The 24,239-nt window shown below is 60.8% G+C and carries 19 protein-coding genes; 3 read left to right on the top strand and 16 right to left on the bottom strand.

All coding sequences use genetic code 11. The features are described from left to right. Nucleotides 1-9: 9 nt before the first annotated feature. From hutI to hutC, 10 genes are all read right to left on the bottom strand, one after another. Entirely contained in the window at nt 10-1,215 is a 1,206-nt protein-coding gene (hutI, locus tag ACQ4OB_RS06965; protein ID WP_102614922.1) for an imidazolonepropionase, read from the bottom strand. A 133-nt stretch (nt 1,216-1,348) separates the two neighbouring features. Continuing rightward, nucleotides 1,349-2,881, bottom strand: coding sequence for a histidine ammonia-lyase (hutH, locus tag ACQ4OB_RS06960; RefSeq protein WP_076028963.1), 1,533 nt, complete (start codon nt 2,879-2,881; stop codon nt 1,349-1,351). Between the two features lie 115 nt (nt 2,882-2,996). Next, complete coding sequence (gene hutH, locus ACQ4OB_RS06955; RefSeq protein WP_430955353.1) at nt 2,997-4,520, bottom strand: histidine ammonia-lyase; 1,524 nt, start codon at nt 4,518-4,520, stop codon at nt 2,997-2,999. 158 nt (nt 4,521-4,678) lie between these two features. Then, nucleotides 4,679-5,509, bottom strand: a complete 831-nt coding sequence (locus ACQ4OB_RS06950) for a quaternary amine ABC transporter ATP-binding protein (protein ID WP_074872806.1) — start codon at nt 5,507-5,509, stop codon at nt 4,679-4,681. Further along, complete coding sequence (locus ACQ4OB_RS06945) at nt 5,506-6,357, bottom strand: ABC transporter permease (protein WP_074872803.1); 852 nt, start codon at nt 6,355-6,357, stop codon at nt 5,506-5,508. Before ACQ4OB_RS06945 ends, ACQ4OB_RS06950 begins: the two co-directional genes overlap by 4 nt. Before the next feature lie 70 nt (nt 6,358-6,427). Continuing rightward, entirely contained in the window at nt 6,428-7,396 is a 969-nt protein-coding gene (locus ACQ4OB_RS06940; protein WP_074872800.1) for an ABC transporter substrate-binding protein, read from the bottom strand. 68 nt (nt 7,397-7,464) lie between these two features. After that, nucleotides 7,465-8,937 (bottom strand): purine-cytosine permease family protein, encoded by a 1,473-nt coding sequence (locus tag ACQ4OB_RS06935; protein WP_102614925.1) that lies wholly within the window; start codon nt 8,935-8,937, stop codon nt 7,465-7,467. A 152-nt stretch (nt 8,938-9,089) separates the two neighbouring features. Further along, nucleotides 9,090-10,778: a urocanate hydratase gene (hutU, locus tag ACQ4OB_RS06930; RefSeq protein ID WP_008149472.1), complete on the bottom strand. Its 1,689-nt coding sequence runs from the start codon at nt 10,776-10,778 to the stop codon at nt 9,090-9,092. A gap of 490 nt (nt 10,779-11,268) precedes the next feature. Continuing rightward, nucleotides 11,269-11,838 (bottom strand): HutD/Ves family protein, encoded by a 570-nt coding sequence (locus tag ACQ4OB_RS06925; protein ID WP_102614926.1) that lies wholly within the window; start codon nt 11,836-11,838, stop codon nt 11,269-11,271. Next, a complete protein-coding gene (hutC, locus tag ACQ4OB_RS06920; protein WP_232252242.1) occupies nt 11,835-12,503 on the bottom strand; it encodes a histidine utilization repressor in 669 nt (222 codons plus the stop codon). Before hutC ends, ACQ4OB_RS06925 begins: the two co-directional genes overlap by 4 nt. A gap of 200 nt (nt 12,504-12,703) precedes the next feature. Between hutC and ACQ4OB_RS06915 the strand changes: the two genes are divergently transcribed. Continuing rightward, on the top strand, nt 12,704-14,068 hold the full coding sequence (locus ACQ4OB_RS06915; protein ID WP_074872786.1) for a formimidoylglutamate deiminase: 1,365 nt from the start codon (nt 12,704-12,706) through the stop codon (nt 14,066-14,068). A 130-nt stretch (nt 14,069-14,198) separates the two neighbouring features. Here ACQ4OB_RS06915 and ACQ4OB_RS06910 read toward each other — a convergent pair whose 3' ends face one another. Both ACQ4OB_RS06910 and ACQ4OB_RS06905 read right to left on the bottom strand, forming a co-directional pair. Then, complete coding sequence (locus ACQ4OB_RS06910) at nt 14,199-14,768, bottom strand: lipocalin family protein (protein WP_074872782.1); 570 nt, start codon at nt 14,766-14,768, stop codon at nt 14,199-14,201. 31 nt (nt 14,769-14,799) lie between these two features. Beyond that, the gene (locus ACQ4OB_RS06905) at nt 14,800-15,054 is read right to left on the bottom strand and encodes a hypothetical protein (protein ID WP_074872779.1); all 255 of its coding nucleotides are present in this window, start codon (nt 15,052-15,054) and stop codon (nt 14,800-14,802) included. Between the two features lie 29 nt (nt 15,055-15,083). Between ACQ4OB_RS06905 and ACQ4OB_RS06900 the strand changes: the two genes are divergently transcribed. Further along, entirely contained in the window at nt 15,084-15,236 is a 153-nt protein-coding gene (locus ACQ4OB_RS06900) for a hypothetical protein (RefSeq protein WP_159439158.1), read from the top strand. 100 nt (nt 15,237-15,336) lie between these two features. Further along, entirely contained in the window at nt 15,337-17,229 is a 1,893-nt protein-coding gene (locus ACQ4OB_RS06895; protein ID WP_430955352.1) for a methyl-accepting chemotaxis protein, read from the top strand. Nucleotides 17,230-17,402: 173 nt separating this feature from the next. On the opposite strand, the gene ACQ4OB_RS06890 is transcribed toward ACQ4OB_RS06895, so the two are convergent. The 4 genes from ACQ4OB_RS06890 to ACQ4OB_RS06875 form a co-directional block, all read right to left on the bottom strand. Continuing rightward, nucleotides 17,403-18,005, bottom strand: coding sequence for a DUF924 family protein (locus ACQ4OB_RS06890; protein ID WP_430955351.1), 603 nt, complete (start codon nt 18,003-18,005; stop codon nt 17,403-17,405). A 2-nt stretch (nt 18,006-18,007) separates the two neighbouring features. Continuing rightward, a complete protein-coding gene (locus tag ACQ4OB_RS06885) occupies nt 18,008-19,018 on the bottom strand; it encodes a class 1 fructose-bisphosphatase (RefSeq protein WP_074872770.1) in 1,011 nt (336 codons plus the stop codon). A gap of 237 nt (nt 19,019-19,255) precedes the next feature. Beyond that, nucleotides 19,256-20,629, bottom strand: coding sequence for a DUF3999 domain-containing protein (locus ACQ4OB_RS06880; protein WP_074872767.1), 1,374 nt, complete (start codon nt 20,627-20,629; stop codon nt 19,256-19,258). Beyond that, nucleotides 20,626-24,198, bottom strand: a complete 3,573-nt coding sequence (locus ACQ4OB_RS06875; protein ID WP_430955350.1) for a DUF2339 domain-containing protein — start codon at nt 24,196-24,198, stop codon at nt 20,626-20,628. Before ACQ4OB_RS06875 ends, ACQ4OB_RS06880 begins: the two co-directional genes overlap by 4 nt. Between the last annotated feature and the right edge of the window lie 41 nt (nt 24,199-24,239).

Below are 24,239 nucleotides of genomic sequence, written 5' to 3'. Positions count from 1 at the left end.
ACTGTTCTCCTAAATGCTCACTTCAACGCCGTGACGCACGACGCGTTTTTCCAGGTCGCCGCCCAGCCAGTACGACAGGTCGGCCGGTCGATCGATTTGCCAGGCGACGAAATCCGCACACTTGCCGACTTCCAGCGAACCGTGGGTTTCAGCCATGCCCAGCGCGGTGGCGGCGTGAATCGTTGCCCCGGCCAAGGCTTCCTCCGGGGTCATGCGGAAACAGGTGCACGCCATGTTCAGCATCAAACGCAACGACAGTGCCGGCGAGGTGCCGGGGTTGAGGTCGCTGGCGATGGCGATTTTCACGCCGTGTTTGCGTAGCGCCTCCATCGGCGGTAGCTGGGTTTCCCGCAGGAAGTAAAAGGCGCCGGGCAGCAACACCGCGACGGTGCCGGACTTGGCCATGGCGATGGCGTCGTCTTCGGTCATGAATTCCAGGTGATCGGCCGACAGTGCGTGATAACGCGCCGCCAGACTCGAACCCTGCAACGACGACAACTGTTCGGCGTGCAGCTTCACCGGCAAACCGAGTTGCTGCGCGGTGATGAACACCCGCTCGACCTGCGCCGGCGAAAAGGCCAGGTATTCACAGAACGCGTCCACCGCATCCACCAACCCTTCGGCGGCCAGGGCCGGGAGCATCTCGGCGCAGATGTGATCGATGTAGTCGTCGGCACGGTCCGCGTATTCCGGCGGCAAGGCGTGGGCCGCCAGGCAAGTGCTGCGCACGCTGACCGGCAGTTCGGCGCCGAGACGGCGGATGACCCGCAGGATCTTGCGTTCGCTGGCCAGGTCCAGGCCGTAGCCGGATTTCATTTCGACGGTGGTCACGCCGTCGCGCATCAGGCTCTTCAGACGCTTGGCGGCGCTGGCGAACAGTTCATCTTCAGTGGCCGCACGAGTGGCGCGCACGGTGCTGGCGATGCCACCACCGGCCGCGGCGATTTCTGCATAGCTGACGCCTTGCAGACGCTGTTCGAATTCACCGCTGCGGTTACCGCCGAACACCGTGTGGGTGTGGCAGTCGATCAGGCCCGGCGTCACCCAGGCCCCTTTAAGATCATTGACTGCCGGGTACTCGCCCGCCGGCAGTTCGGCACGCGGGCCGATCCACTCAATGTGCGCTCCTGACGTCACGATGGCCGCATCCTCGATGATCGAGTAGACGCCTTGCGCCATGGTTGCGACGTGGCAGTGTTGCCAGAGAGTTTTCATCCCGAGTTCCTCGTCTTTGATCGTTCCCACGCTCCGCGTGGGAATGCCTCTAGGGACGCTCTGCGTCCAGTGACGCGGAGCGTCACGGGCTGCATTCCCACGCAGAGCGTGGGAACGATCGGTGGGTGGGGGGTTAGAGGCTAGGCAGCAACTTCGCCGATACCAGTTCATTCAGGCAACGCGTCGCCAACAACTCGGTCGCCGCATTGATGTCCGGTGCGAAGAAGCGGTCTTTCTCATAGAAAGGCACTTCGGCACGCAGTATCCCGCGGGCTTTTTCGAGTTTTGGCGAGGTCTTCAGACCTTCACGCAGATCCAGGCCCTGGCAGGCCGCCAACCATTCCACCGCGAGAACGCCGCGAGTGTTTTCAGCCATTTCCCACAGGCGCTTGCCGGCAGCCGGCGCCATAGAAACGTGGTCTTCCTGGTTCGCGGAAGTCGGCAGGCTGTCCACCGAATGCGGATGGGACAGTGCCTTGTTCTCACTGGCCAGTGCCGCAGCAGTCACCTGGGCAATCATGAAGCCGGAGTTCACGCCGCCATTGGCCACCAGGAACGGCGGCAGTTGCGACATGTGCTTGTCCATCATCAGCGAGATACGACGCTCGCTCAGGGAACCGATTTCAGCGATGGCCAAGGCCATGTTGTCGGCAGCCATGGCGACTGGTTCGGCGTGGAAGTTACCGCCAGAGATCACGTCGCCTTCAGCGGCGAAGACCAGCGGGTTGTCCGAAACGGCGTTGGCTTCGATGGCGAGCACTTCGGCGGCCTGGCGGAACTGGGTCAGGCAGGCGCCCATGACTTGCGGCTGGCAGCGCAGGGAGTACGGGTCCTGGACCTTGTCGCAGTTCTGGTGCGAGTCGGACACTTCGCTACGCTCGCCCAGCAGATCGCGGTAAGCGGCAGCGGCATCGATCTGGCCTTTCTGGCCACGAGCGGCGTGGATGCGGGCGTCGAACGGCGAGCGCGAGCCCAATACCGCTTCAACCGTCATGCCACCAATGGCCAGGGCGCCGGCGAACAGGTCTTCGCCTTCGAACAGACCACGCAATGCGTAAGCGGTGGACACCTGAGTGCCGTTGAGCAGCGCCAGACCTTCTTTTGCGGCCAGGGTCAGCGGGGTCAAACCGGCCACTTTCAGTGCTTCGGTGGCTTCCATCCACTCGCCTTTGTAGCGAGCCTTGCCTTCGCCCAGCAGCACCAGCGACATGTGGGCCAACGGCGCCAGGTCACCGGAGGCACCGACCGAACCTTTCAATGGAATGTGCGGGTAAACCTCGGCGTTGATCAGGGCGATCAACGCGTCGATCACGACGCGACGAATGCCGGAGAAACCACGGCTCAGGCTGTTGACCTTGAGCACCATGACCAAGCGAACCAGCGCGTCGCTGATCGGCTCGCCGACACCGGCGGCGTGGGACAGCACCAGCGAGCGCTGCAGGTTTTCCAGGTCTTCGCTGGCGATGCGGGTCGAAGCCAGCAGGCCGAAACCGGTGTTGATGCCGTAAGCGGTGCGGTTCTCGGCGAGGATCTGTTCCACGCAGGCAACGCTGGCTTCGATCTGCGCCGAGGCACTGTTGTCGAGGGTGATTTTGACCGGTTGCTGATAGATATCACGCAGTTGGGCAAGGCTCAGTTGGCCGGGAATCAAATTAAGCGCAGTCACATCATTCTCCTTTTGAGAGTCTTTTATTAACTCACCAGACGCTCCGGAAATGTCCGTTGTCCGTCGCGTCTCGCCTTTTGGGGAGCCGCGCCTTGGCACGCTGGTGTGGTGGGAATCAGTTCAGGTTCGGTAATACCTTGCTCAGCAAAATCGGGTCTTTCAAAACGGCGGCGGCACTGGCGATGTCCGGTGCCAGCCAGCGGTCCTGATCGTAGGCCGGGATCCGCTCGCGCAGCACACGCCAGGCGGCACCAGTGCCGACGCCAAAGCGTTGCTCTTTCAAGAACTCAAACGCCTGAGCCGCCAACAGGTACTCGATGGCGAGGATCTGCGTGCAGTTTTCCAACGCGCGGTGCAGCTTCAGCGCGGCGTTGGTGCCCAGGCTCAGATGGTCTTCCTGCAAACCCGAGGTGACGTAGTTGTCGAGCACCGCCGGTTGCGCCAATTGGCGGTTTTCCGCACACAGCGAAGCGGCGACGTACTGGACGATCATCATTCCGGAGTTCACTCCCGGATTCGCCACCAAAAAGGCTGGCAGACCGCTGACATGCGGATTGATCAAGCGGTCCAGGCGACGTTCGGCGATGGACCCGATTTCGGCCATGGCGATTGCCAACAAGTCAGCGGCCAACGCGACCGATTGACCGTGCGGGTTGGCTTGGGACATCACCCGGAAGTCGTCCGGCGTGCCCAGCAACATCGGGTTGTCGGTGACCGAGTTGAGTTCGGTTTCGATCTGCTTTCTGGCGTGCTCAAGCTGATCGCGAGCGGCACCGTGAACTTGCGGAATCGAACGGATGCTCAGCGCATCCTGGGTACGAATGCCTTTGCTGCTGGCAATCACTTCACTGCCATCGAGCAACGCACGCAGGTTGATGCCGACTTGCTGCATGCCCGGGTGAGGCTTGAGCGCGATGATCTCGGCATCGAACGCGGCAATCTGGCCGCGCTGGGCTTCAAAGCTCATGGCACCGATCACGTCGGCCCATTGCAGCAGACGCGTCGCGTCGGCCAGCGCCAGGCAGCTGAGGCCGGTCATGCACGGCGTGCCATTGACCAGGCACAGGCCATCTTTGGCGCCCAGTTGAACCGGTTGCAGACCTTCTTCGGCCAGGGCCTGCTGCGCGGAAACGATCTGACCGCGATAGCTGACATTGCCGACACCCAGCAGCGCGATGCTGATGTGGGCCATGTGGGTCAGGTAACCCACCGAACCCTGGGACGGCACTTGCGGGGTGATGCCGCGATTGAGCAGCGCCAACAGGGCTTCGACCACCCGGCGATGAATGCCGGATTTGCCGTGGCTGTAGTTGCGAATGGCGGCACAGATGATTGCGCGGGTCTGTTCGTCGGCCAAGGGGGCGCCGACGCCACAGGCGTGACTGAGCAGGGTGTTGCGCGACAATTGGCTGAGTTGTTCGTCTTTGAGCGAGACGTTGCACAGCGCGCCGAGGCCGGTGTTGACGCCATAGGCGCGCTCACCGCTGACGACGATGCGCTGGACGATGGCCTGGGCGTTTTCGATCCGCGCCCAGACCCGGGGTGACAGCTCAAGCTGTGCGCCATGGCGAGCGACGGCAACCACATCCTGCCAACGCAACGGGGCGTCGGCGATAACGATTTTTTCAGCCTGGGACATCTTCAACCTCTTGAACTTGATCGTTCCCATGCTCTGCGTGGGAATGCCGCCTGGGACGCTCCGCGTCCCGTTGTCAGCGCAAGGCTCAAGCCCTGCGCATGTGTGACGCGGAGCGTCACGGGATGCATTCCCACGCAGAGCGTGGGAACGATCGGCCTTTAAACCACCGCAGCCCGCCGCTGTACGAACCGGTCCACATACTCATCCGCCGGCGAATGCAGGATCTCTCTTGGCGTGCCCACCTGGATCAGGCGGCCATCCTTGAGAATCGCAATGCGGTTGCCGATGCGCACAGCCTCGTCGAGGTCGTGGGTGATGAAGACGATGGTCTTGTGCAGGGTCTTTTGCAGCTCCAGCAACTGGTCCTGCATTTCCGCGCGAATCAGCGGGTCGAGGGCACTGAAAGCTTCGTCCATCAGGATGATGTCAGTGTCCGCCGCCAAGGCGCGAGCCAGGCCCACACGCTGGCGCATACCACCGGAAAGTTGATGCGGGTATTTGTTTTCGTAGCCCTTGAGGCCCACGGTGTTGATCCAGTGCAACGCGCGCTCGGCGCACATCTGCTTGCTCTCGCCACGCACTTTCAGGCCGTAGGCGACGTTATCCAGCACGGTCTTGTGCGGCAGCAGGCCGAAGCTCTGGAACACCATGCTGATCTTGTGCCGGCGAAATTCGCGCAGGGCTTCCATGTCGTATTGCAGGATGTCCACGCCGTCCACCAGGATCGCGCCGCTGGTCGGGTCGATCAGGCGATTGAAGTGGCGCACCAGGGTCGACTTGCCGGAACCCGACAGGCCCATGATCACGAAGATCTCGCCGGTGCCGATGCTCAGGGACAAATCGTTCACGCCGACCACGCAGCCGGTTTCGGCCAGTACCTGGTCTTTGGTCTTGCCCTGGCCAATCATGGCCAGCGCATCCTTGGAACGGTTGCCGAAAATCTTGAAGACGTTTTTGACTTCGATCTTGCTGATGGCTGCGTTGTTCATTTGCTCACCTCATGCCGTGGCCGACCATACGCCTGAGTAATGCGGTCGATGACCACTGCCAGAATCACGATCGCCAGACCGGCCTCAAGACCACGTCCGACGTTGAGGGTCTGAATCCCCACCAACACGTCTTCGCCCAAGCCACGGGCACCGATCATCGAGGCAATCACTACCATCGACAGGGCCATCATGGTGGTCTGGTTGATCCCGGCCATGATGCTCGGCAGGGCCAGCGGCAGTTGCACGCCAAACAGTTGCTGCCAGCGGTTGGCACCGAAGGCGTTGATCGCTTCCATCACTTCGCCGTCGACCTGGCGAATACCCAGATCAGTCAGGCGGATCAGCGGCGGCGCGGCGTAGATCACCGTGGCGAAAATCGCCGGGACCTTGCCCAGGCCGAACAGCATCAGCACCGGGATCAGGTACACGAAACTCGGCATGGTCTGCATGATGTCCAGCAGCGGCATCAGCACCGAACGCAGGCGATTGCTGCGCGCCGAGAGAATGCCCAGCGGAATGCCGATCAATACCGAAATGACCGTCGCTACCATCATCAGCGCCAGGGTTTGCATCAGCTTGTCCCAGAGGCCGACCGCGCCCACCAGGAACAACAAGCCAACGATCACGGCGGTGGTCACGACTTTGCGGGTCGCGTGCCAGGCAACGCCCGCCACGATCGCCAGCATCAGCCACCAGGGCGCCGCACGCAGCAGCCCTTCAAGATTGACGATGGCCCACAACAGGGTGTCGGAGATGCTGCGGAACACATCGCCGTAGTTGGTGACCAGCGAATCGACCCAACTGTTGACCCAGTCGGCGATGGAAAAGGTAAAGCTTTCGGGAAACATAAGAGACTCTCAATCAAGGGGTTGCGATCAAGCATCCGACTGCCGCTGCCGACAGTCGGAGACACTCGACCTACAAGGCCGCGTCGATCTTTTTGGCTGCGTCTTCGCTCACCCATGCGTGCCAGACTTCAGGATGTTCCTTGAGGAAGATTTTCGCCAGTTTTGGTGACTCGATCCGCTCTTTGGCCATGCGCCCGAGGTTCTGGTTCAGCAGGTCGATTGGCAGGTTGACCTTTTCCAGCACAGCCACCAGTTCCGGGGCTTGCTCGTGGAAGGTCTTGGACAGGCCGACCTTGATGGTCACGCTCTTGTCCACGCCTGGTTTCTCTTCGAGTTTGACCAGATCAACCTGGCCCATCAGCGGGGTTGGCGACCAGTAGTAGAACAGGATCGGCTCGCCACGCTTGTAGCTCGACAGCACCGCGGCATCCAGTGCCGGACCGGTGCCCGGGCGGAAGTTGGTGTAGGTGCTTTCCAGGCCATAGCTTTTGAGCATTTCGCTGTTGTCCAGTTCACAGGTCCAGCCGGCCGGGCAGTTGTAGAAACGGCCCTTGGATGGCTCTTCCTGATCCTTGAACACGGCAGCGTATTTGCCCAGATCGGCGATCGCTTTCAGGTCCGGGGCTTTAGGCTCCAGCTTGCGCTTGGCGTCGCCTTCGATCACGTAACGCGGCACGTACCAGCCTTCGATCGCGCCAACGACCGGAGCGCCGACACCGACGACCTTGCCGGCCTTCTCGGCCTTGTTCCAGACCTCGCTACGACCGACCCACTCTTCGGCAAACACTTGAATGTCGTTGCTGCTCAGGGCGTTTTCCATGGTGATGGAGTTGCCTGGCAGGCTGTCGACCTTGCAGTCGTAACCTTTCTCCAGCACGACTTGCATCACGTCGGTTAGCAGCATGCCGCTTTCCCAGTTCAGGCCGGCGAATTTCACCGGTTTGCCCGACTCGCACCATCCCGCCGCCTGAGTGGCTCCGGCGCCGGCCAGCAGGCCCATGGAAAGTAATGTGGTCAGCAGGGTCTTGTTCGATTTCATTGTGTGACGCTCCTAATCATGAGTTGGCTTACGGCAGTCAAGAGGCATCCAGCCCTGTCCACGTCCAATCAGGCCCGCGCCGCAGCGCGACTGGCCCCGCTTGTTATAGGTGCTGCATCGCTGTCCTGCTCGACTGGCAGGATCAGGTGATCGGGTACCGCGCTGTGCCATTTTTTCGCGCAGACGTAATACAGGCCGGCGGGAAGCACCAGACCGATGATCCAGGAAATATCCACACCACCCAGAACGTCCACCAGCGGACCGGTATAGAACTTGGTAGAGATGAACGGCAGTTGCACCAGCACACCGAAGACATAAACGCTGATACCGAGGGGGTTCCAACGGCCGTAGCGACCGTTCGGATCGGCCAGCGCCGGCACGTCATAGCGCTCGCGAGTGATGCAGTAGTAGTCCACCAGGTTGATCGCGCTCCATGGCGTGAAAAAAGCCAGCAAGAACAGGATGAAGGACTTGAACGCACCGAGGAACGAGTGCTGACCGAGCAACGCGATCAGGGTCGCAGTGCCGACGATGACCAGCACGAAGACCAGACGCTGCAAGCGCGTTACTTTCAGATCACCACGGAAACCGCTGATGACCGTCGCAATGCACATGAAGCTGCCGTAGGAGTTCAGCGTGGAGATGGTGACCTTGCCGAACGCGATGCTGAAATACAGCAGCGCAGCGGTGGCACCACTACCGCTCAAACCAACGATGTAGGCCACTTCGTGACCGGCGAATTGTCCGTTGGCCATGGCCGCGGCAAACACACCGAGGATCATCGCCACCTGTGCACCGATAACCGAACCCGCGCCAGCGGCGAAAAAGGTTTTCACCGAAGACGTGCTGCTCGGCAGGTAGCGTGAATAGTCCGCTACGTAAGGACCGAAGGCGATCTGCCAGGACGCCGCGAGCGACACCGCGAGCAGGAAGCTGGTCCAGCTGAAATGGCGGATTTGCAGGAGTGCGCCAACGTCCGTCTGGCTCATCAGACGACTGAACAGGTAAACGAAGGCAATCACACCAATGACGCTGGCGACTCGGCCGATGAAATGGATCACCCGATAACCAAGCACCGTGACCAGCACGATGACACTGGCGAAGATGAGGATCCCGACGCTGTCGCTGACGCCAAACAACTGGCCCAGCGCCTGGCCGGAAAGCACGGTGCCCGTTGCGGTGAAACCCAGGTACATCAGACACACCAGCACGATCGGGATGGCCGCGCCATACACGCCGAATTGCACCCGGCTGGAGATCATCTGCGGCAGGCCAAGCTTGGGCCCTTGTGCCGCATGCAGCGCCATTACGCCACCGCCGAGCACTTGACCGATCAACAAACCGATCAACGACCAGAACACATCACCGCCCAGCACCACGGCCAGGGCCCCGGTGACAATTGCGGTGATTTGCAGGTTGGCACCCATCCACAGGGTGAACTGGCTCAACAGACGACCGTGTCTCTCCGCTTCCGGGATGTAGTCGATCGAACGTTTCTCGATCAACGGTTTACTGCCTGCACGATCGCTGTTAACAGCCATGATTCAACCTCTGTGGATTGTTTTAATTGTTCTATCCGGTTTACCTGGACCCTGTGGGAGCGGGCTTGCCCGCGATGACGTCGGCACCTTCAACATCAATTCCAGCATTGCCGCCGCTATCGCTGGCAAGCCAGCTCCCACAGGGATTTGCGTTATTTGCCGGTAATCATCGGCAGGTTCAGACCCTGCTCCTTGGCACAGTCGATTGCGATCTGGTAACCCGCATCGGCGTGACGCATGACACCGGTGGCCGGGTCGTTGTGCAGCACGCGAGCGATACGCTCGGCCGCTTCGTCAGTACCGTCGCAGACAATCACCATGCCCGAGTGCTGGGAGAAGCCCATGCCGACGCCGCCGCCGTGGTGCAGGGAAACCCAGGTCGCGCCGCTCGCGGTGTTGAGCAGAGCGTTAAGCAGTGGCCAGTCGGACACGGCGTCAGAACCGTCCTGCATCGATTCGGTTTCGCGGTTCGGGCTGGCAACAGAGCCGGAGTCCAGGTGGTCGCGACCGATCACGATTGGCGCCGACAATTCACCGCTGCGAACCATTTCGTTGAACGCCAGACCGAGCTTGGCGCGCAGGCCCAGGCCAACCCAGCAGATGCGTGCCGGCAGACCCTGGAAGCTGATGCGCTCGCGCGCCATGTCCAGCCAGTTGTGCAGGTGGGCGTCGTCCGGGATCAGTTCTTTGACCTTGGCGTCGGTTTTGTAGATGTCTTCGGCATTGCCCGACAGCGCAGCCCAGCGGAACGGACCGATACCGCGGCAGAACAGCGGACGGATGTAAGCCGGTACGAAACCCGGGAAGTCGAATGCGTTCTCGACGCCTTCTTCCTGGGCCATCTGACGGATGTTGTTGCCGTAGTCGAAGGTCGGAATACCCATTTTCTGGAATTCGAGCATCGCTTTAACGTGCACGGCCATGGACTGCTTGGCGGCTTTGACCACGGCAGCCGGCTCGGTCTTGGCGCGAGCGCGGTACTCTTCCCAGGTCCAGCCGGCGGGCAGGTAACCGTTGAGCGGGTCGTGGGCGCTGGTCTGGTCGGTGACCATGTCCGGGCGCACGCCACGCTTGACCAGTTCCGGCAGGATTTCCGCCGCGTTGCCCAGCAGGGCGATGGAAATCGCTTTGCCTTCCTTGGTGTATTTGGCGATGCGGGCCAGCGCGTCGTCGAGGTCGGTGGCTTGCTCATCGACATAGCGGCTGTTCAGGCGGAAATCGATGCTGACCTGCTGGCATTCGATGTTCAGCGAGCAAGCGCCGGCCAGGGTCGCGGCCAATGGCTGAGCGCCGCCCATGCCGCCGAGGCCTGCGGTCAGGACCCAACGACCTTTGAGGTCATCGTTGTAGTGTTGGCGACCGGCTTCGACGAAGGTTTCGTAAGTGCCCTGGACGATGCCCTGGCTGCCGATGTAGATCCAGCTGCCGGCAGTCATCTGGCCGTACATGGCCAGGCCTTTGGCGTCGAGTTCGTTGAAGTGTTCCCAGCTCGCCCAGTGTGGCACCAGGTTGGAGTTGGCGATCAGTACGCGCGGGGCGTTGCTGTGGGTCTTGAACACGCCGACCGGCTTGCCGGATTGCACCAGCAGGGTCTCGTCGTCGTTCAGGTTGGTCAGGCTTTCGACGATCTTGTCATAGCATTCCCAGTTACGCGCCGCACGACCGATGCCGCCGTAAACCACCAGTTCTTTAGGGTTCTCGGCGACTTCCGGGTCGAGGTTGTTCATCAGCATGCGCAGCGGCGCTTCAGTCAGCCAGCTTTTGGCGGTCAGCTTGTTACCGCGTGCGGCACGGATTTCAACGTCACGATACTTCGTAGGTTTCTGGGTATTGTCAGTCACGAAAAAGACTCCTCAGCGATCAATCCAAACCAACCCTGGCGGTGGGTAAGCCAGCCTGTGCGCGTCAACGCGACACAAGCGAATCAGTGGACGTTGCGAGGAGCCTCGATCGACTCATACGCATACGTCTTTACTTGTACATACAAGCATATGCAATCAAGCGGCCAACTTGCTGGATGAGTGTTCAAGAAAAGTTTTTGGAACGCTGGAAGGCCCTTGGATCAAGGGTTTAGACAAAGATGAAATTTTTCGCGGGGGATTTTTCGGAGGAGAGGCAGCTGTTACTTGAGCGCGGTTTTGCGCCACGCTGGGGCGTTCAGTAACAAAGTGGTGCGCGATGGGAAACAGGATGTGGATTGCTTTTGTGGCGAGGGGGTTTACCCCCGTTCGGCTGCGCAGCAGTCGCAAAATTGGATGTGAAAATCGGGGGCGGCTTCGCCACCCAACGGGGGCAAGCCCCCTCGCCACAGAGATTTTGTAAACAATTGGATCAGCGTGCGGTCAGTTCGATCACGCAGCACAGGCCATTACCGGAGACTTCCAGCAGTCCGACATTACCGACGAGTTGCAGGCAATCATGGCGACCCAACTGCGAGGCACTGTTACCGACCTTCACTTCAAGCTCATCGGTGATACTGAACACAAGCACGGTGCCGGCCGAACTGAAAAACCGCTGCTCGCCGTCCAGCCACTGCAACCGTGCGCTATAACGCTGCGGTGCATAAATCAGGTTGAAGTCGCGGATCGGCCCACCAAGCAATGTGCAGGAAACCTGGCTCTCGCCGCTGAAAGCAAACGGGTCCAGCGGTAACAATGGCCGAGTGTCCTGACCATCAATCCGCAAGGTCATGCCGTCGCCTTGCAATACGGTGATCACTCGCTCATAGCCGGCGAATGTCGAGAAGCCGCCCGACTCGCCGATGTCGGCAATCGACAGGCGCCAGCCGAAACCCTCAAGGCCGGCACCTCCATCACGGGTGATTTCTTCAGTGCTGCCGCCGCCGTTTTTCCACGGCATGCGCGGGTAATCTTTTGCGCGTAGAACCTTTACTTGATTCATTTATGAAACCGACCTTCCAGACGATGACGGGAACCAGGGTGGATCAATCGGGCGGCGGTCACTGGCTGACGGCCGGACCAGGTGCGGCGACGAATCAGCAGGCACGGCTCGCCCTTTTCAATCTGCAGCAACTTGCATTCGGACGGCTCGGCGAGAATCGCTTCGACCACATGCTCGCCTTCGGTCAGCGGCGCGACCTGGTTCAGATAGGCGTAAGGCGTTTGCAGGGTGAAGTCTTGCTTGAGGTACTCCGGCGCCACCAGTGCGTTGACGAAACGGTCTTCGATTTGCACCGGGATATCGTTTTCGAAATGCACGATCAGCGAGTGAAAGACTTTCTGCCCTTCACGCATGTCCAGGGCCAGTGCGCGCTCGGAACCGGCGGCCTCTTCCTCGAGGGTGATGACCTTGCAGGTGTGGCGATGGCCACGGGAGGCGATTTCGTCGGCGATGTTGTGGACTTCAAACAGGGCGGACTGGCTTTTCGGTTCGGCGACGAACGTGCCGACACCCTGCATGCGCACCAGCAGACCATCGGCGGTCATCTCGCGCAGGGCGCGGTTGATGGTCATACGGCTGAAACCCAGCTGGCTGACCAGCTCGCTTTCCGACGGAACGCGGTAGTGCGGCGGCCAGTTTCCACTGTCGATCTGCTGGGTGATCATCTGTTTGACGCGGGCGTACAAGGGCGCCGGACTGTCGCCCAGATTGGCGCTCAGATTGGCATTCGGCGGCAATGTGGCAGAGGGAGTCGGCACGGTTAATCCTTGTTCGTTTAGTAAAGGTTGCTAGCTTGCCGGAGTTTACCGAGCAGGCAAACGTCTGTATATGTATATACAAATAACACACGATGGGGTGCTGAACCATGTCCGCCTTCTTTGCCGAACGCGCGCTGCTGCCTAGTGGATGGGCCAACAATGTACGTCTTGAGGTCAGCGCCGATGGCGTGTTGACCCATATCCAGGCCGATTCCAACGCAGATGGCGCCGAACGGCTTAGCGGTCCGCTGCTGCCGGGTATGCCGAATCTACACTCCCACGCCTTCCAGCGCGCCATGGCCGGGCTGGCGGAAGTGGCGGGTAATCCGAATGACAGTTTCTGGACCTGGCGCGACTTGATGTATCGCCTCGTCGGAAAAATCAGCCCGGATCAACTCGGCGTCATCGCCCGTCAGCTGTACATCGAAATGCTCAAGGCCGGTTACACCTCGGTCGCGGAATTTCATTACGTACACCACGACACCAACGGCCAGCCTTACGCGGACCCGGCCGAACTGGCGCTGCGCATCAGCCATGCCGCCAGCTCCGCCGGGATCGGGCTTACTCTGCTGCCGGTGCTCTACAGCCATTCCGGTTTCGGCGGCCAGGCCCCGAACGAAGGTCAGCGCCGCTTTATCAACAGCACCGAAAACTACCTCAAGCTTCAGTCGCGCTTGCAGCCGATCCTGGCGCAGCAACCGGCGCAGTCTCTGGGTTTGTGTTTCCACTCGTTGCGCGCGGTAACACCGCAGCAGATCAGCGAAGTATTGGCGGCCAGCGACAAGCAGTGCCCGGTACACATTCACATTGCCGAACAGCAGAAGGAAGTCGATGACTGCCTGAGCTGGAGCGGCCGCCGTCCGCTGCAATGGCTGTACGAAAACACTGAAGTCGATCAGCGCTGGTGCCTGGTTCACGCCACCCACGCCAACCCGGAAGAAGTCACGCTGATGGCCAAGAGTCGCGCCATCGCCGGCTTGTGCCTGACGACCGAAGCCAACCTCGGCGACGGGATTTTCCCGGCGGTGGATTTCCTCGCTCAGGGCGGGCGCATGGGCATCGGTTCCGACAGCCATGTGTCATTGAGCGTGGTGGAAGAATTGCGTTGGCTGGAATACGGCCAGCGTCTGCGCGACCAACGACGTAACCGTTTGTATGGCGCGGATCAGCCGATGGTTGGCCGCACGCTGTACGACGCGGCACTGGATGGCGGCGCTCAGGCGCTGGGTCAGCCGATTGGTGCGCTCGAAGTTGGCAAACGTGCGGATTGGCTGGTGCTGGACGGCAACGATCCGTACCTGGCGACGGCCAGCGGCGACGGGATTCTCAATCGTTGGTTGTTCGCCGGTGGCGATCGCCAGGTGCGGGATGTGCTGGTCAATGGCCAGTGGGTTGTGCGCGATGGGCGGCATGCTGGCGAAGAAGAAAGTAACCGCGCCTTCACCCAAGTCCTGCGCGATTTGTTGGGTTAACCCCCCCGCCGATCGTTCCCACGCTCTGCGTGGGAATGCAGCCCGGGACGCTCCGCGTCCCAACAGCAGACGCAGAGCGTCCATTGAGGCATTCCCACGCGGAGCGTGGGAACGATCAGTAGCGCAGTGATCAGTTCGACGTCTTGGCCATCTGCGTATCTGTCGCGCGCCAGATCAGCCGTGTGGTGTCGTAACCTTGCTGACGCGCCTTGCTCAGCAGTTCCTCACGCACCACGCCATTGACCGTCGGGGTCCGTGACAGCAGCCACAGATACTTGCGGCTCGGGTCGCCAACAATGGCGGTCTTGTAGTCATCGCTGACGTACAACACCCAGTACTCGCCCTTCGCCACACCCGGAATCAGCCGCGAAAACCAGGTATCGAACTCGACCCACAGCTTGTCGGTCTTGCCCGGTTCCTGTGGCCAGGCCACGCCTTTGGCCTCTTCCCATTGCCAGTCCGCTGTCAGGCAGCGATTGAGCACCAATACCTTGCCGTCGGGCTTGAGCGTGTAATGGGCTTCGGATTGCGCGCAGTTGCGCTGGAAATACATCGGCAGACGAGCCAACTCGTACCAGGTCCCTTGGTACTTCTTGAGATTGACGCTATTGGCAGTTTTCGGTGCCAATGGATCTACGCCAGAGGTGGCGCAGCCGGCCAAAAACAAGCCGGCTAAAAGGACTATCAGTAACCGCTTCATTGTTTTTCTCCCGTGGGCGTATAACCCCGGTTTACTTCAGGCCTTGGCCGGAAAACATCAGCACTTTGTCACCGGCGTACTGCACGCTGATAAAGCTGTTCTTGTCACCCCAGGTGCAACTGGACATGCCGAGCGCGCCGGAGCAATCGGCGGGTTTGCCCAGCAAGTTTTCTACTTCGGCCTTGGGCATGCCTGACGACAGCTTCGAGTAGTTTTCCTGATTAACCTTGCTGCAAGCGGCCAACAACACGCAGAACGAAAGCAGGGCAATAGAGCGCAGCGACATGGTGTAGCTCCTGGGGCAAAGGGGATGGCATGGCTGCCAAGCTGAAGCTTAGAAGAGAAAACCCCAATCTGGTTCCCTGGCCTCCCGCCTATTTATTTGGCCGTTCGTCTGCCTTATTTGGAAAATCTGCAACTTTACTTTCGCTATCGGGTATTTCGTCGGTTTTCGCAAAAACCGCCTAATCTTTGGCGCCGGCCAGTCGACATAAAAGCAGCGCAACGCCCACGACTGTGGCAAATTGACGCCCCTTTGTTGACCAGTCCCTCCGCGGTAGTTCATTTAATGACCAGAAACATGAAGTTCAGCCACAAGATCTTGTTGGCTGCCGCCCTCGTGGTGGCCGTTGCATTCGCTTGTTTCATCCTTTTCAACGACTACCGCCAGCGGCAAACCCTGCGCAGCAGTACCGAATCCTCGATGCAGGAACTCGGCAGCCTGACCAGCAGCAACATCCAGACCTGGCTGGAAAGCCGCATTCAATTGCTGCAATCACTGTCCCAGCAGGTCGCCGTGGACGGTAGCGCTGCGGCCAGCCTCAAGCGCGCCATCGACTTGCCGGCCTACACCACTAACTTTCAGCTGAGCTATTTCGGTGGCACTGACGGTGTGATGTTCTCGGTCCCGGCCGGCAATCGTGCCGCGGATTACGATCCCCGTGCCCGTGGCTGGTACAAGGCGGCGAACACTGCGCAACAGACCATCGTCACCGAACCTTATATCGCTGCTTCGTCGGGCAAACTGGTGATCACCGTCGCCACACCGGTGAAACATCAGAATCAAATGATCGGCGTCGCCGGCGCAGACATCGACCTGTCCAGCGTCAGCGCGATCATCAACTCGCTGAACTTCGGCGGCCACGGCCATGCGTTCATCGTCAGCGCCGACGGCAAGATCCTGATTCATCCAGACAGCAAACTGGTGCTCAAGAGCCTGGCCGACGCCTACCCGAACGGTGCGCCGAAAGTCAGCCCGGGCATGAAAGAAGTCGAGATCGACGGCAAGACCCAATTCATCTCCTTTACCCACGTCAACGGTGTGCCCTCGGCAGACTGGTACGTGGCGCTGGTGCTGGATCAGGACACCGCGTTCTCGATGCTCAGCGAGTTCCGCACCTCGGCGATCATCGCCATGGTCATTGCCGTGGTGATCATCATCGCGTTGCTGGGCATGCTGATCAGCTTCCTGATGCAGCCACTGCTGACCATGGGCCGCGCCATGCATGACATCGCCGAAGGCGAAGGTGACCTGACCAAACGCCTGACCATCCACGGCCAGGACGAGTTCGGTGCGCTGGGCACCTCGTTCAACCGTTTTGTGGAGCGGATTCATACGTCGATTCGCGAAGTGTCCTCGGCCACCGGCCAGGTCAACGAAGTCGCCTTGCGTGTGGTGGCGGCGTCGAATTCGTCGATGTTCAACTCCGACCAGCAAGCCTCGCGCACCAGCAGCGTAGCCGCCGCCATCAACGAACTGGGTGCTGCCGCCCAGGAAATCGCCCAGAACGCCGCCCTCGCCTCTCAGCATTCGAGCGATGCTCGCGCCTTGGCCGAGGACGGTCAGCAAGTCGTGGATAAAACCATCGCGGCGATGCAGCAGCTCTCGGCGAAGATCAGCGATTCGTGCGGCAACATCGAAACACTCAACAGCAATACCGTGAACATCGGGCAGATTCTGGAAGTGATCACCAGCATCTCCCAGCAAACCAACCTGCTGGCACTCAACGCCGCCATCGAAGCGGCCCGTGCTGGTGAAGCCGGTCGCGGTTTTGCCGTGGTCGCGGACGAGGTGCGCAACCTCGCGCACCGAACCCAGGATTCGGCGCAGCAAGTGCAGAAGATGATCGAGGAACTGCAAGTCGGCGCCCGGGAGGCCGTGATCACCATGACCGACAGCCAGCGCCAGAGCGAAAGCAGCGTCGGCATCGCCAATCAGGCGGGCGAACGTCTGGGTAGCGTGACCCAGCGCATCGGTGAGATCGACGGGATGAACCAGTCGGTGGCCACTGCGACAGAAGAGCAGACGGCGGTGGTGGAGTCGATCAACGTCGACATTACCGAGATCAACACGCTGAACCAGGAAGGCGTGGAGAATTTGCAGTCGACGTTGCGTGCTTGTTCAGACCTTGAACAGCAGGCGGCGCGGTTGAAGCAGTTGGTGGGTAGTTTCAGGATTTAACTGCCAGTCACTGATCGTTCCCACGCTCTGCGTGGGAATGCCTCAACGGACGCTCTGCGTTCGGCTCTGGAAGGGACGCGGAGCGGCCCGGGCTGCATTCCCACGCGGAGCGTGGGAACGATCAATGTGGGAGCCAGCCTGCTGGCGATAGCGGCATCAGCTACAGCAGAAAACTAAAAGCGAGAACCAGGCCCCGAAAGAAACGCCAACTCCTCAGCCGTAGATTCCCGGCCCAACACCGCATTGCGATGCGGAAACCGTCCAAACCGCGCAATGATCTTCTGATGCCGCTCGGCATAATCCAGGTTGTCCGCAAACACCGCCCGATCCGCCTCGGGTTGCTGTTCAACCAGATCGATAAACCGCGAAACCGCCTCGTTCTGCACCGCCAGATTCTCGCAATGCTCAAACACCAGGTAGATGAACACTCGCTGGATCGGCCGCAACTGCCGATCGAGATCCGCAGCAATGCCTTGCGCCACCAGTGCCTGGGCCCTGAGATCGCCTGAAAAGGATTTGGGAGTGTCGCGATAGATCATGCGCGGCAGTTGATCGAGCAACAGCACCAGGGCCAGCCAACCTTCAGGGCATTGCGCCCATTCGGTCAATCCGCCGGCCAGTGCCTGCTCGACCTGGTCCCCGAAACGCGTGCGCGCTTCGAGGTCCTGGCTGTCACGCTTGCCAAACCATAACTTGCCCTTCTCAGCCGCTATTTCGTTGGGTGATTCGAAAGATCCAAACCACCATTCGAGCAACGGCTGCCAGGGCGCGGTCATGTTTATTCCTTGTGGTAAGCCGTGACGCGCTCGACTTCTTCTTTCGAGCCGAGGAACACGGCGACACGCTGGTGCAAGCCGTCAGGCTTGATGTCGAGGATGCGCTGATGGCCATCGGTGGAAGCGCCGCCAGCCTGTTCAACCAGGAACGACATCGGGTTGGCTTCGTACATCAGACGCAGTTTGCCCGGCTTGGATGGCTCGCGGCTGTCGCGTGGGTACATGAACAAGCCACCACGGGTCAGGATGCGGTGCACGTCCGCGACCATCGCGGCGACCCAACGCATGTTGTAGTTCTTTTTCAACGGGCCTTCTTCGCCCGCCAGCAATTCGCTGACGTAGCGTTGTACCGGCGCTTCCCAGTGACGCTGGTTGGAGGCGTTGATCGCGAATTCCTGAGTGGACTCCGGGATCTTGATGTCTTCATGGGTCAGCACGAAGCTGCCCATTTCGCGGTCCAGGGTGAAGCCTTTTACGCCGTCGCCCAAGGTCAGGATCAACATGGTCTGTGGACCGTAGATCGCGTAACCGGCAGCCACTTGCTCAGTGCCTGGCTGCAGGAAAGCCTTTTCATTCAAGGGCTCGTTTTGGCTCAGGTATTCGTTCGGGCAACGCAGCACCGAGAAGATCGTACCGACCGGTGCGTTGATATCGATGTTCGACGAGCCGTCCAGTGGGTCGAAAACCAGCAAGTACGCGCCTTTCGGGTATTTGCCCGGAATCTGGTAGGCGTTGTCCATTTCTTCGGACGCCATGCCGGCCAGGTGACCGCCCCATTCGTTGGCTTCGAGCAGGATCTCGTTGGAGATCACGTCGAGTTTCTTCTGCACTTCACCTTGGACGTTTTCAGTGCCCATGCTGCCCAGAACACCGCCGAGGGCGCCTTTGGACACGGCGTGGTTGATCTCTTTGCAAGCACGCGCCACCACTTCGATCAGGAAACGCAGATCGGCAGGGGTGTTATTGCTACGGGTCTGCTCAATCAAATAGCGACTCAGGGTAACGCGGGACATGGAAGGCTCCGGTGGAATGGGGGGCTAAAAACCCGCGCAGTTTAACGCGAGTCAGGGCGCATTTCCTCCTATCAGACGTGTTACACCCAATAGAGTTCATGCGCCCGGTTTAGCGTAGTTGGAATCCAGGTTCTTTTCCGACCGATAAACCGTCTTCGCGAGCAGGCTCGCTCCCACAGGGTCCGCATTCCACTGTGGGAGCGAGCCTGCTCGCGATTGGGTGCGCAGCACCCGCCTTCAAGGCTTGACCGGCGGCTTGCGCAACAGACTGAACGCCATCGCGCCCAGAAACAAAACACTGAGCAACAACACCGCCCACAGCCCGAACTTCTTCCAGTTGGTGTCCGTCGTCGCCGTCGTTGTCACGGTCGATGCCGGCGTGGCCACCAGCCCGCCGTCCACCGTAGCCTTGCCCAACGTCGCCAACTTTGCAGCGCTGTAATCCGGAATCAACGTCGACAGCGGCAGGCTCGCCGCCTTCACCGTGGCACTTCCCAGCGCGAGCGTATAAGGCCCTGCCCCGCGCGCCAGGAACACCAGATGAATGGAGCGCACGGCGAATCGCACAGTCGGTGCCTCGGCACCCAGACCGCCGCCGCGCTCGTCCACCGTCAGCTTCAACTGCTGTACGGTTTGCCCCGGCAGCTGCAATTCGTTCTGCACCACATCCTGGCCATTCTGGGTCAGGCGGTACAGCAAACCGCTGCTCAACGGCTGCCACGGCAGGCTGCTTTCCCGACGACCGGACAAGGTCACGGGCGCCAAACTGTTGGGCTGACTCAATTCGACCTGCAAGCGCTCGACATTCAGTCCCATCGGTAATTGCCAGGTGTATTCACCCGCCTTGACGCTGCTGCCGGCCAGCGGCTGCGACCAGACAAGCGGTAGCGGCAGGCTGCGGGTCTTGGCGCTTTGCAGTTGCGCCGAGGTCAATGTCGGGGCCGATTGCGGCGTGTTCCACAGCAAGCGCAGATAACGGGCCGATTGACCCGGCAGCGCGACTTCATGCTGCTCGACCTGTTCGTCGGCAAACGTCAGGCGCGCCACCTGACCTTCACCCCACGATTGCCAGTGCTGCAGGTCGTCGCTCGCTTCGATGGTGAAACGCTGGAAGCCATCGCGTTCGCTGGTCCAGTCGAGGATCAACTGTTGCAACGGTGCTTTGATGCTGCTGGCGTCGAGCAACCAGCCGCGCAGCACTTCTTCGCCCGCCTCCAGTTGACTGGATGGCTGCACTTCGACCAGCGTGCCGTTGGCGCTCGATTGCACCCGCACGCTCGGTGCACGCTCAGTGGAGTCCGCCGAGTTGTATAGCGGGAACCATTTCACATCCGTCAGGGTACGGTTGTCGCTGGTCTGCGCCGGCGCACGCGCCAAGGAATACGCCTGGGCCTCACCGGCGGCATTGAACACGCGCACATCGCTGAGATCGGTTTGCCGCGCATTCAATTGCACGCTCAACGGCAATTCGAGGCGATACCACGGACCTTCACCGCTGACCGACAACGGCACCTGCGTGGCGAAGTCCGCCAGTTTTTCCTGGGCACTGGCCGACAGCGCCACACCCAGGGCAACAGCGCCCAACCAGACCCGGTTCAGCTTCTGACTCAAGACGACACTCCTTCGGTTTGCGGGGCCGGTTTTTCAGCCTCCGGCTCAGCATCAAAGCGCTTGGGCGGCAACGGGGCGAAATAGCCCACCACCAACAGCAATACGCCAACGCCGATAAACGAGACGATCCGGGCGAGTCCGCCGCGGTTACTCAATTCGACAAAGAACAGTTTGGCCACCACCACACCAATCAGCGCCGCACCAATCAGCCAGACTTCGCGGCGATGACGCAAATGACCGCCGATCATCAGACTCAGGGCCATCAAGGTCCAGACGATGGACAGACCGGCCTGCACCAGCATGGATTCGAGCAATAGATCCAACTCGAACGGCACACCGCCCCAATGGTGCGCCGTGCGCATTACCAGCGCAGTGAAGAACACAAACAGCGAGGCGCCAGCGATCAGTTGCGTGGCGTGTTCGGCATAGTCCTTGCGGATCGCCAGTTGTGTCATGGCGCTGCGGGACCATACGTAGACGCCGAACAGCGCAAACAGCAGACCCAACTCCAGCGGGTTGATCAGCGGCACGTAAGGCAACGGCTCGGCGGTGCCGTCGCTGACGACGTTCGCCAGCCAGAACCAGCCGAGCATCAGCAACGCCAACGGTGCTGCCGCGTACACGCGGTATTCGCGCGAATAAGCCGACACCGGCCATGGCCAGGCACGGGGTGCGGCCATCAGTACCAGATACAGGCTCGGCAGGATCGCCCAACCCAACCAGCGCCAGGCGTTGTACTGCTCGGACAACAGCAGCAAACCGTAACGCAGCTCCAGGGCCAACACACCGATCAACAGCCAGCAGCCGAGTACGTGCGCGGTACTGAGCGCGCGCGCCGGCAACATCGGCGCCAGACGCCGCAGGGAGATGAAGTGCACGACGAACACGGCCGCCCATACCAGCCAACCAACATTGGCCGCTGGGTGATAACGCGAGTGCCACGCAGCCAGCAACACCAAACCGGACGCAAGCATCAGCAAGGTGCAGAGCAAGCCCAGCGACGACCATTTCAAACGCAACGCCAAGACTGTCCACAGCGCCACACTCGCTGCCGCAACCACCAGCAACAACGTCGCTTGCAGGTTCAAAGGTGCGAAGCGCAGCACCTCACTGACCCACGCCAGCGCCCACCAAGCCGCGCCCCACACCAGCAACACTTCGGACAAACGCTGCAAGCTCAACACATCGAAGGCCGAAGCATGGTTGCCGAGCTGCAAGCGCCAGGCGCCCACCATCGCAGCCAAACCCAACACCAGCGGCGTCCAGAAACCGCTATGAGCCAGAGGTTTCAACCCTTCGCTCGCCAGCGGGCCGAGTAAATCCGGCCCGGCCAGCAGGAACGCCGCGCCACCGATCACCTGCAACAGCAAACCGAAGACAAAACTCACGCGCTGTTTGAGGTACAGGCTGAGCCAGATGATGAACAAACCGCTGGCCGCCCATACCGCACTCGCTGTTTGCCAAGGCAGGACGAACAGCACCGCCAGATTGATCAACACCAGACCGGCCAGCAGCACCACCGACAAGCCGCGCAGCAAGCGCACGTCGCTTCGGACCATCTCATCGCGCGCCGCCAACAACATGCCAGCGATCAGCGCCAGGCCGATCAACGACGCACTCAACAAACCGCTCCAACCCGCGTTGAATACAACGCCGGACTCACCGCTCGAACCTTGCAGCCGCAGCAGGAACAACGCACCGCCGAGCAACTGCACGGCGAATGCGGTGAACAGGAAGGTGCGCGATTGCAGACGCAAGCCAACGAACAACGTCGCCAACCCCGCCAGTGCCCAACTGATCGCCGTGCCATGAGTGAAGAAAAACAACGGCGCCAGTAGATAAAGAAAGGTCAAACCGAGGCAGGCCAATACCGGCAGCCCTTTACGCTCCCAGTCCGACGTCTGCTCGGGCAAGGCTTTGCGCAACTGGTAGAAACTGAACAACAACGCTACGCCGAGCATCAACGCGCCGAGCGGCGCACCCTCGAGCAGGCTGCTTTCGCCAATTCGCAATTCGCTAATAAACGCCAGGGCCGAGCCCAGTTGCAGCAGCAAGGCAAAGGCTCGGGCCAGCGGTCGTTGCTGACGCAGACCCAGCCAGAAGATGCCGGCGCCTTCGACGGCCCAGGCAGCAGCGGTCCAGCGCGCATCGAGCCCCAAGGGAATCGCCAGGCTGGCGAAGATCACCCCCAGCGCCAGGCAGGTTTCCGCCAGCAGCAACGCGCGTCCGCCCATCAGCAGCCGCGCCAGGCCCATGTAAATCATGCCCAACGCCAACGCGCTGAAGGCTGCAGCGAACTCCAGGTGCTGGACCAACGCGAACTGCAAACCGAAACCCACCAACGGCGGGCCGAACAGCATCGTGCCGTCGACGTAATCGCCCTTGCGCGCCGACCAGTGCAGAAGCGCTTCACGACTGCCATCCTCCGGCGCATCGCTCATCTCCAGCAACTTGCGCCGGGCGAACAGCAGACCGATGGCCAAATACATCAGGAAGAACAGAATCAGGAACGGCTCGGTGCTCCACAACAGTTCCGGCGTGTAGGAACGCAGGCCCCAGGCGAAACCGATGCCGAAGGTGCCGACGAAGCCGATCAGGTTGAGCAGCCGCCAGGCCTTGAACCAGGCGATGGCGAGGATGCCGGCGTTGAGCAAGGCGAAGTAGCTGAACAGCGCGACATGATTGCCGGCACCGGTGGAGGTCAGGATCGGCGCCGCAAAACCCCCGAGTGCCGCAGCGGCAGCCAGGCCCAAGGCATCCTGGGTGATGGCGAGAATCGCCGAGAACACCGTCACCGCGACCAGCAGACCCAACGCCGCCGTAGGATCGAGCAGTGGATGCAGGCGCATCGCGGCAAACACGGTCAGGTACAACACCGCGATCCCGGTGCCTTGCAGCATCAACGCGTAATGGCTGTTGCGTGTTCTAAGCCACCAGCCCAGCCCCAGAAGCCCCAATGCCGCCGCCGCAACACCGGCATAACGCAACTCGATCGGCACCACCATGCCTTCGGTGGCGTAACGCAACAGGAAGGCCAGGCCGAGAAACAACAGCACCACACCGACCCGCAGCACCGTGTTGCCGCCGAACAGCCAGTTGCGGGCGCCACTGATGGCGCGATCGATGAAGTTCGGGCCACGCGGGATGGCGGGTTGTTGCGGCTCGCGGGCGACCGGCTGGGGTTTCCAGGCATCGACGGGCACTGGGCGGCTCGCTTCAGCGGCGACCACGGTGATCGGTTCGAGTTCGGGGGGGAGCTCCCAGATCAGCTCCGGGGCTTCGACAGGGATTTCGTCGAGCGTAAATTCAGGAGCCGGCTCGGGCTCGTGGGTTTCCGGCGTCTTGACGCCTGACACTTCCAGCAGTGACAACCGTTGCTGCACTGCATTCAGCGCAATCTGAGCCTGATCGAGTAGCTTGCGTTGCTCGGCAGCCTGAGAACTCAGGCGGCCAATGCGAATGGCCTGGCCAATACCCAGCCCGAGCAGCGCGCCCAGCAGCGCATCGCTGAACGACTCGTCGAGTACCCAGCCCAGCACCAGCCCAATCAGCATGAACATCCATTGCATGGTCGATATCCCTAAGCGGCCCCGCTGCGGGGCGAATCCGG

The sequence above is a fragment of the Pseudomonas sp. ES4 genome, from assembly GCF_050586665.1.
Lineage (GTDB): Bacteria > Pseudomonadota > Gammaproteobacteria > Pseudomonadales > Pseudomonadaceae > Aquipseudomonas > Aquipseudomonas frederiksbergensis.
This window is presented reverse-complemented; position numbering and strand designations above follow the sequence as displayed.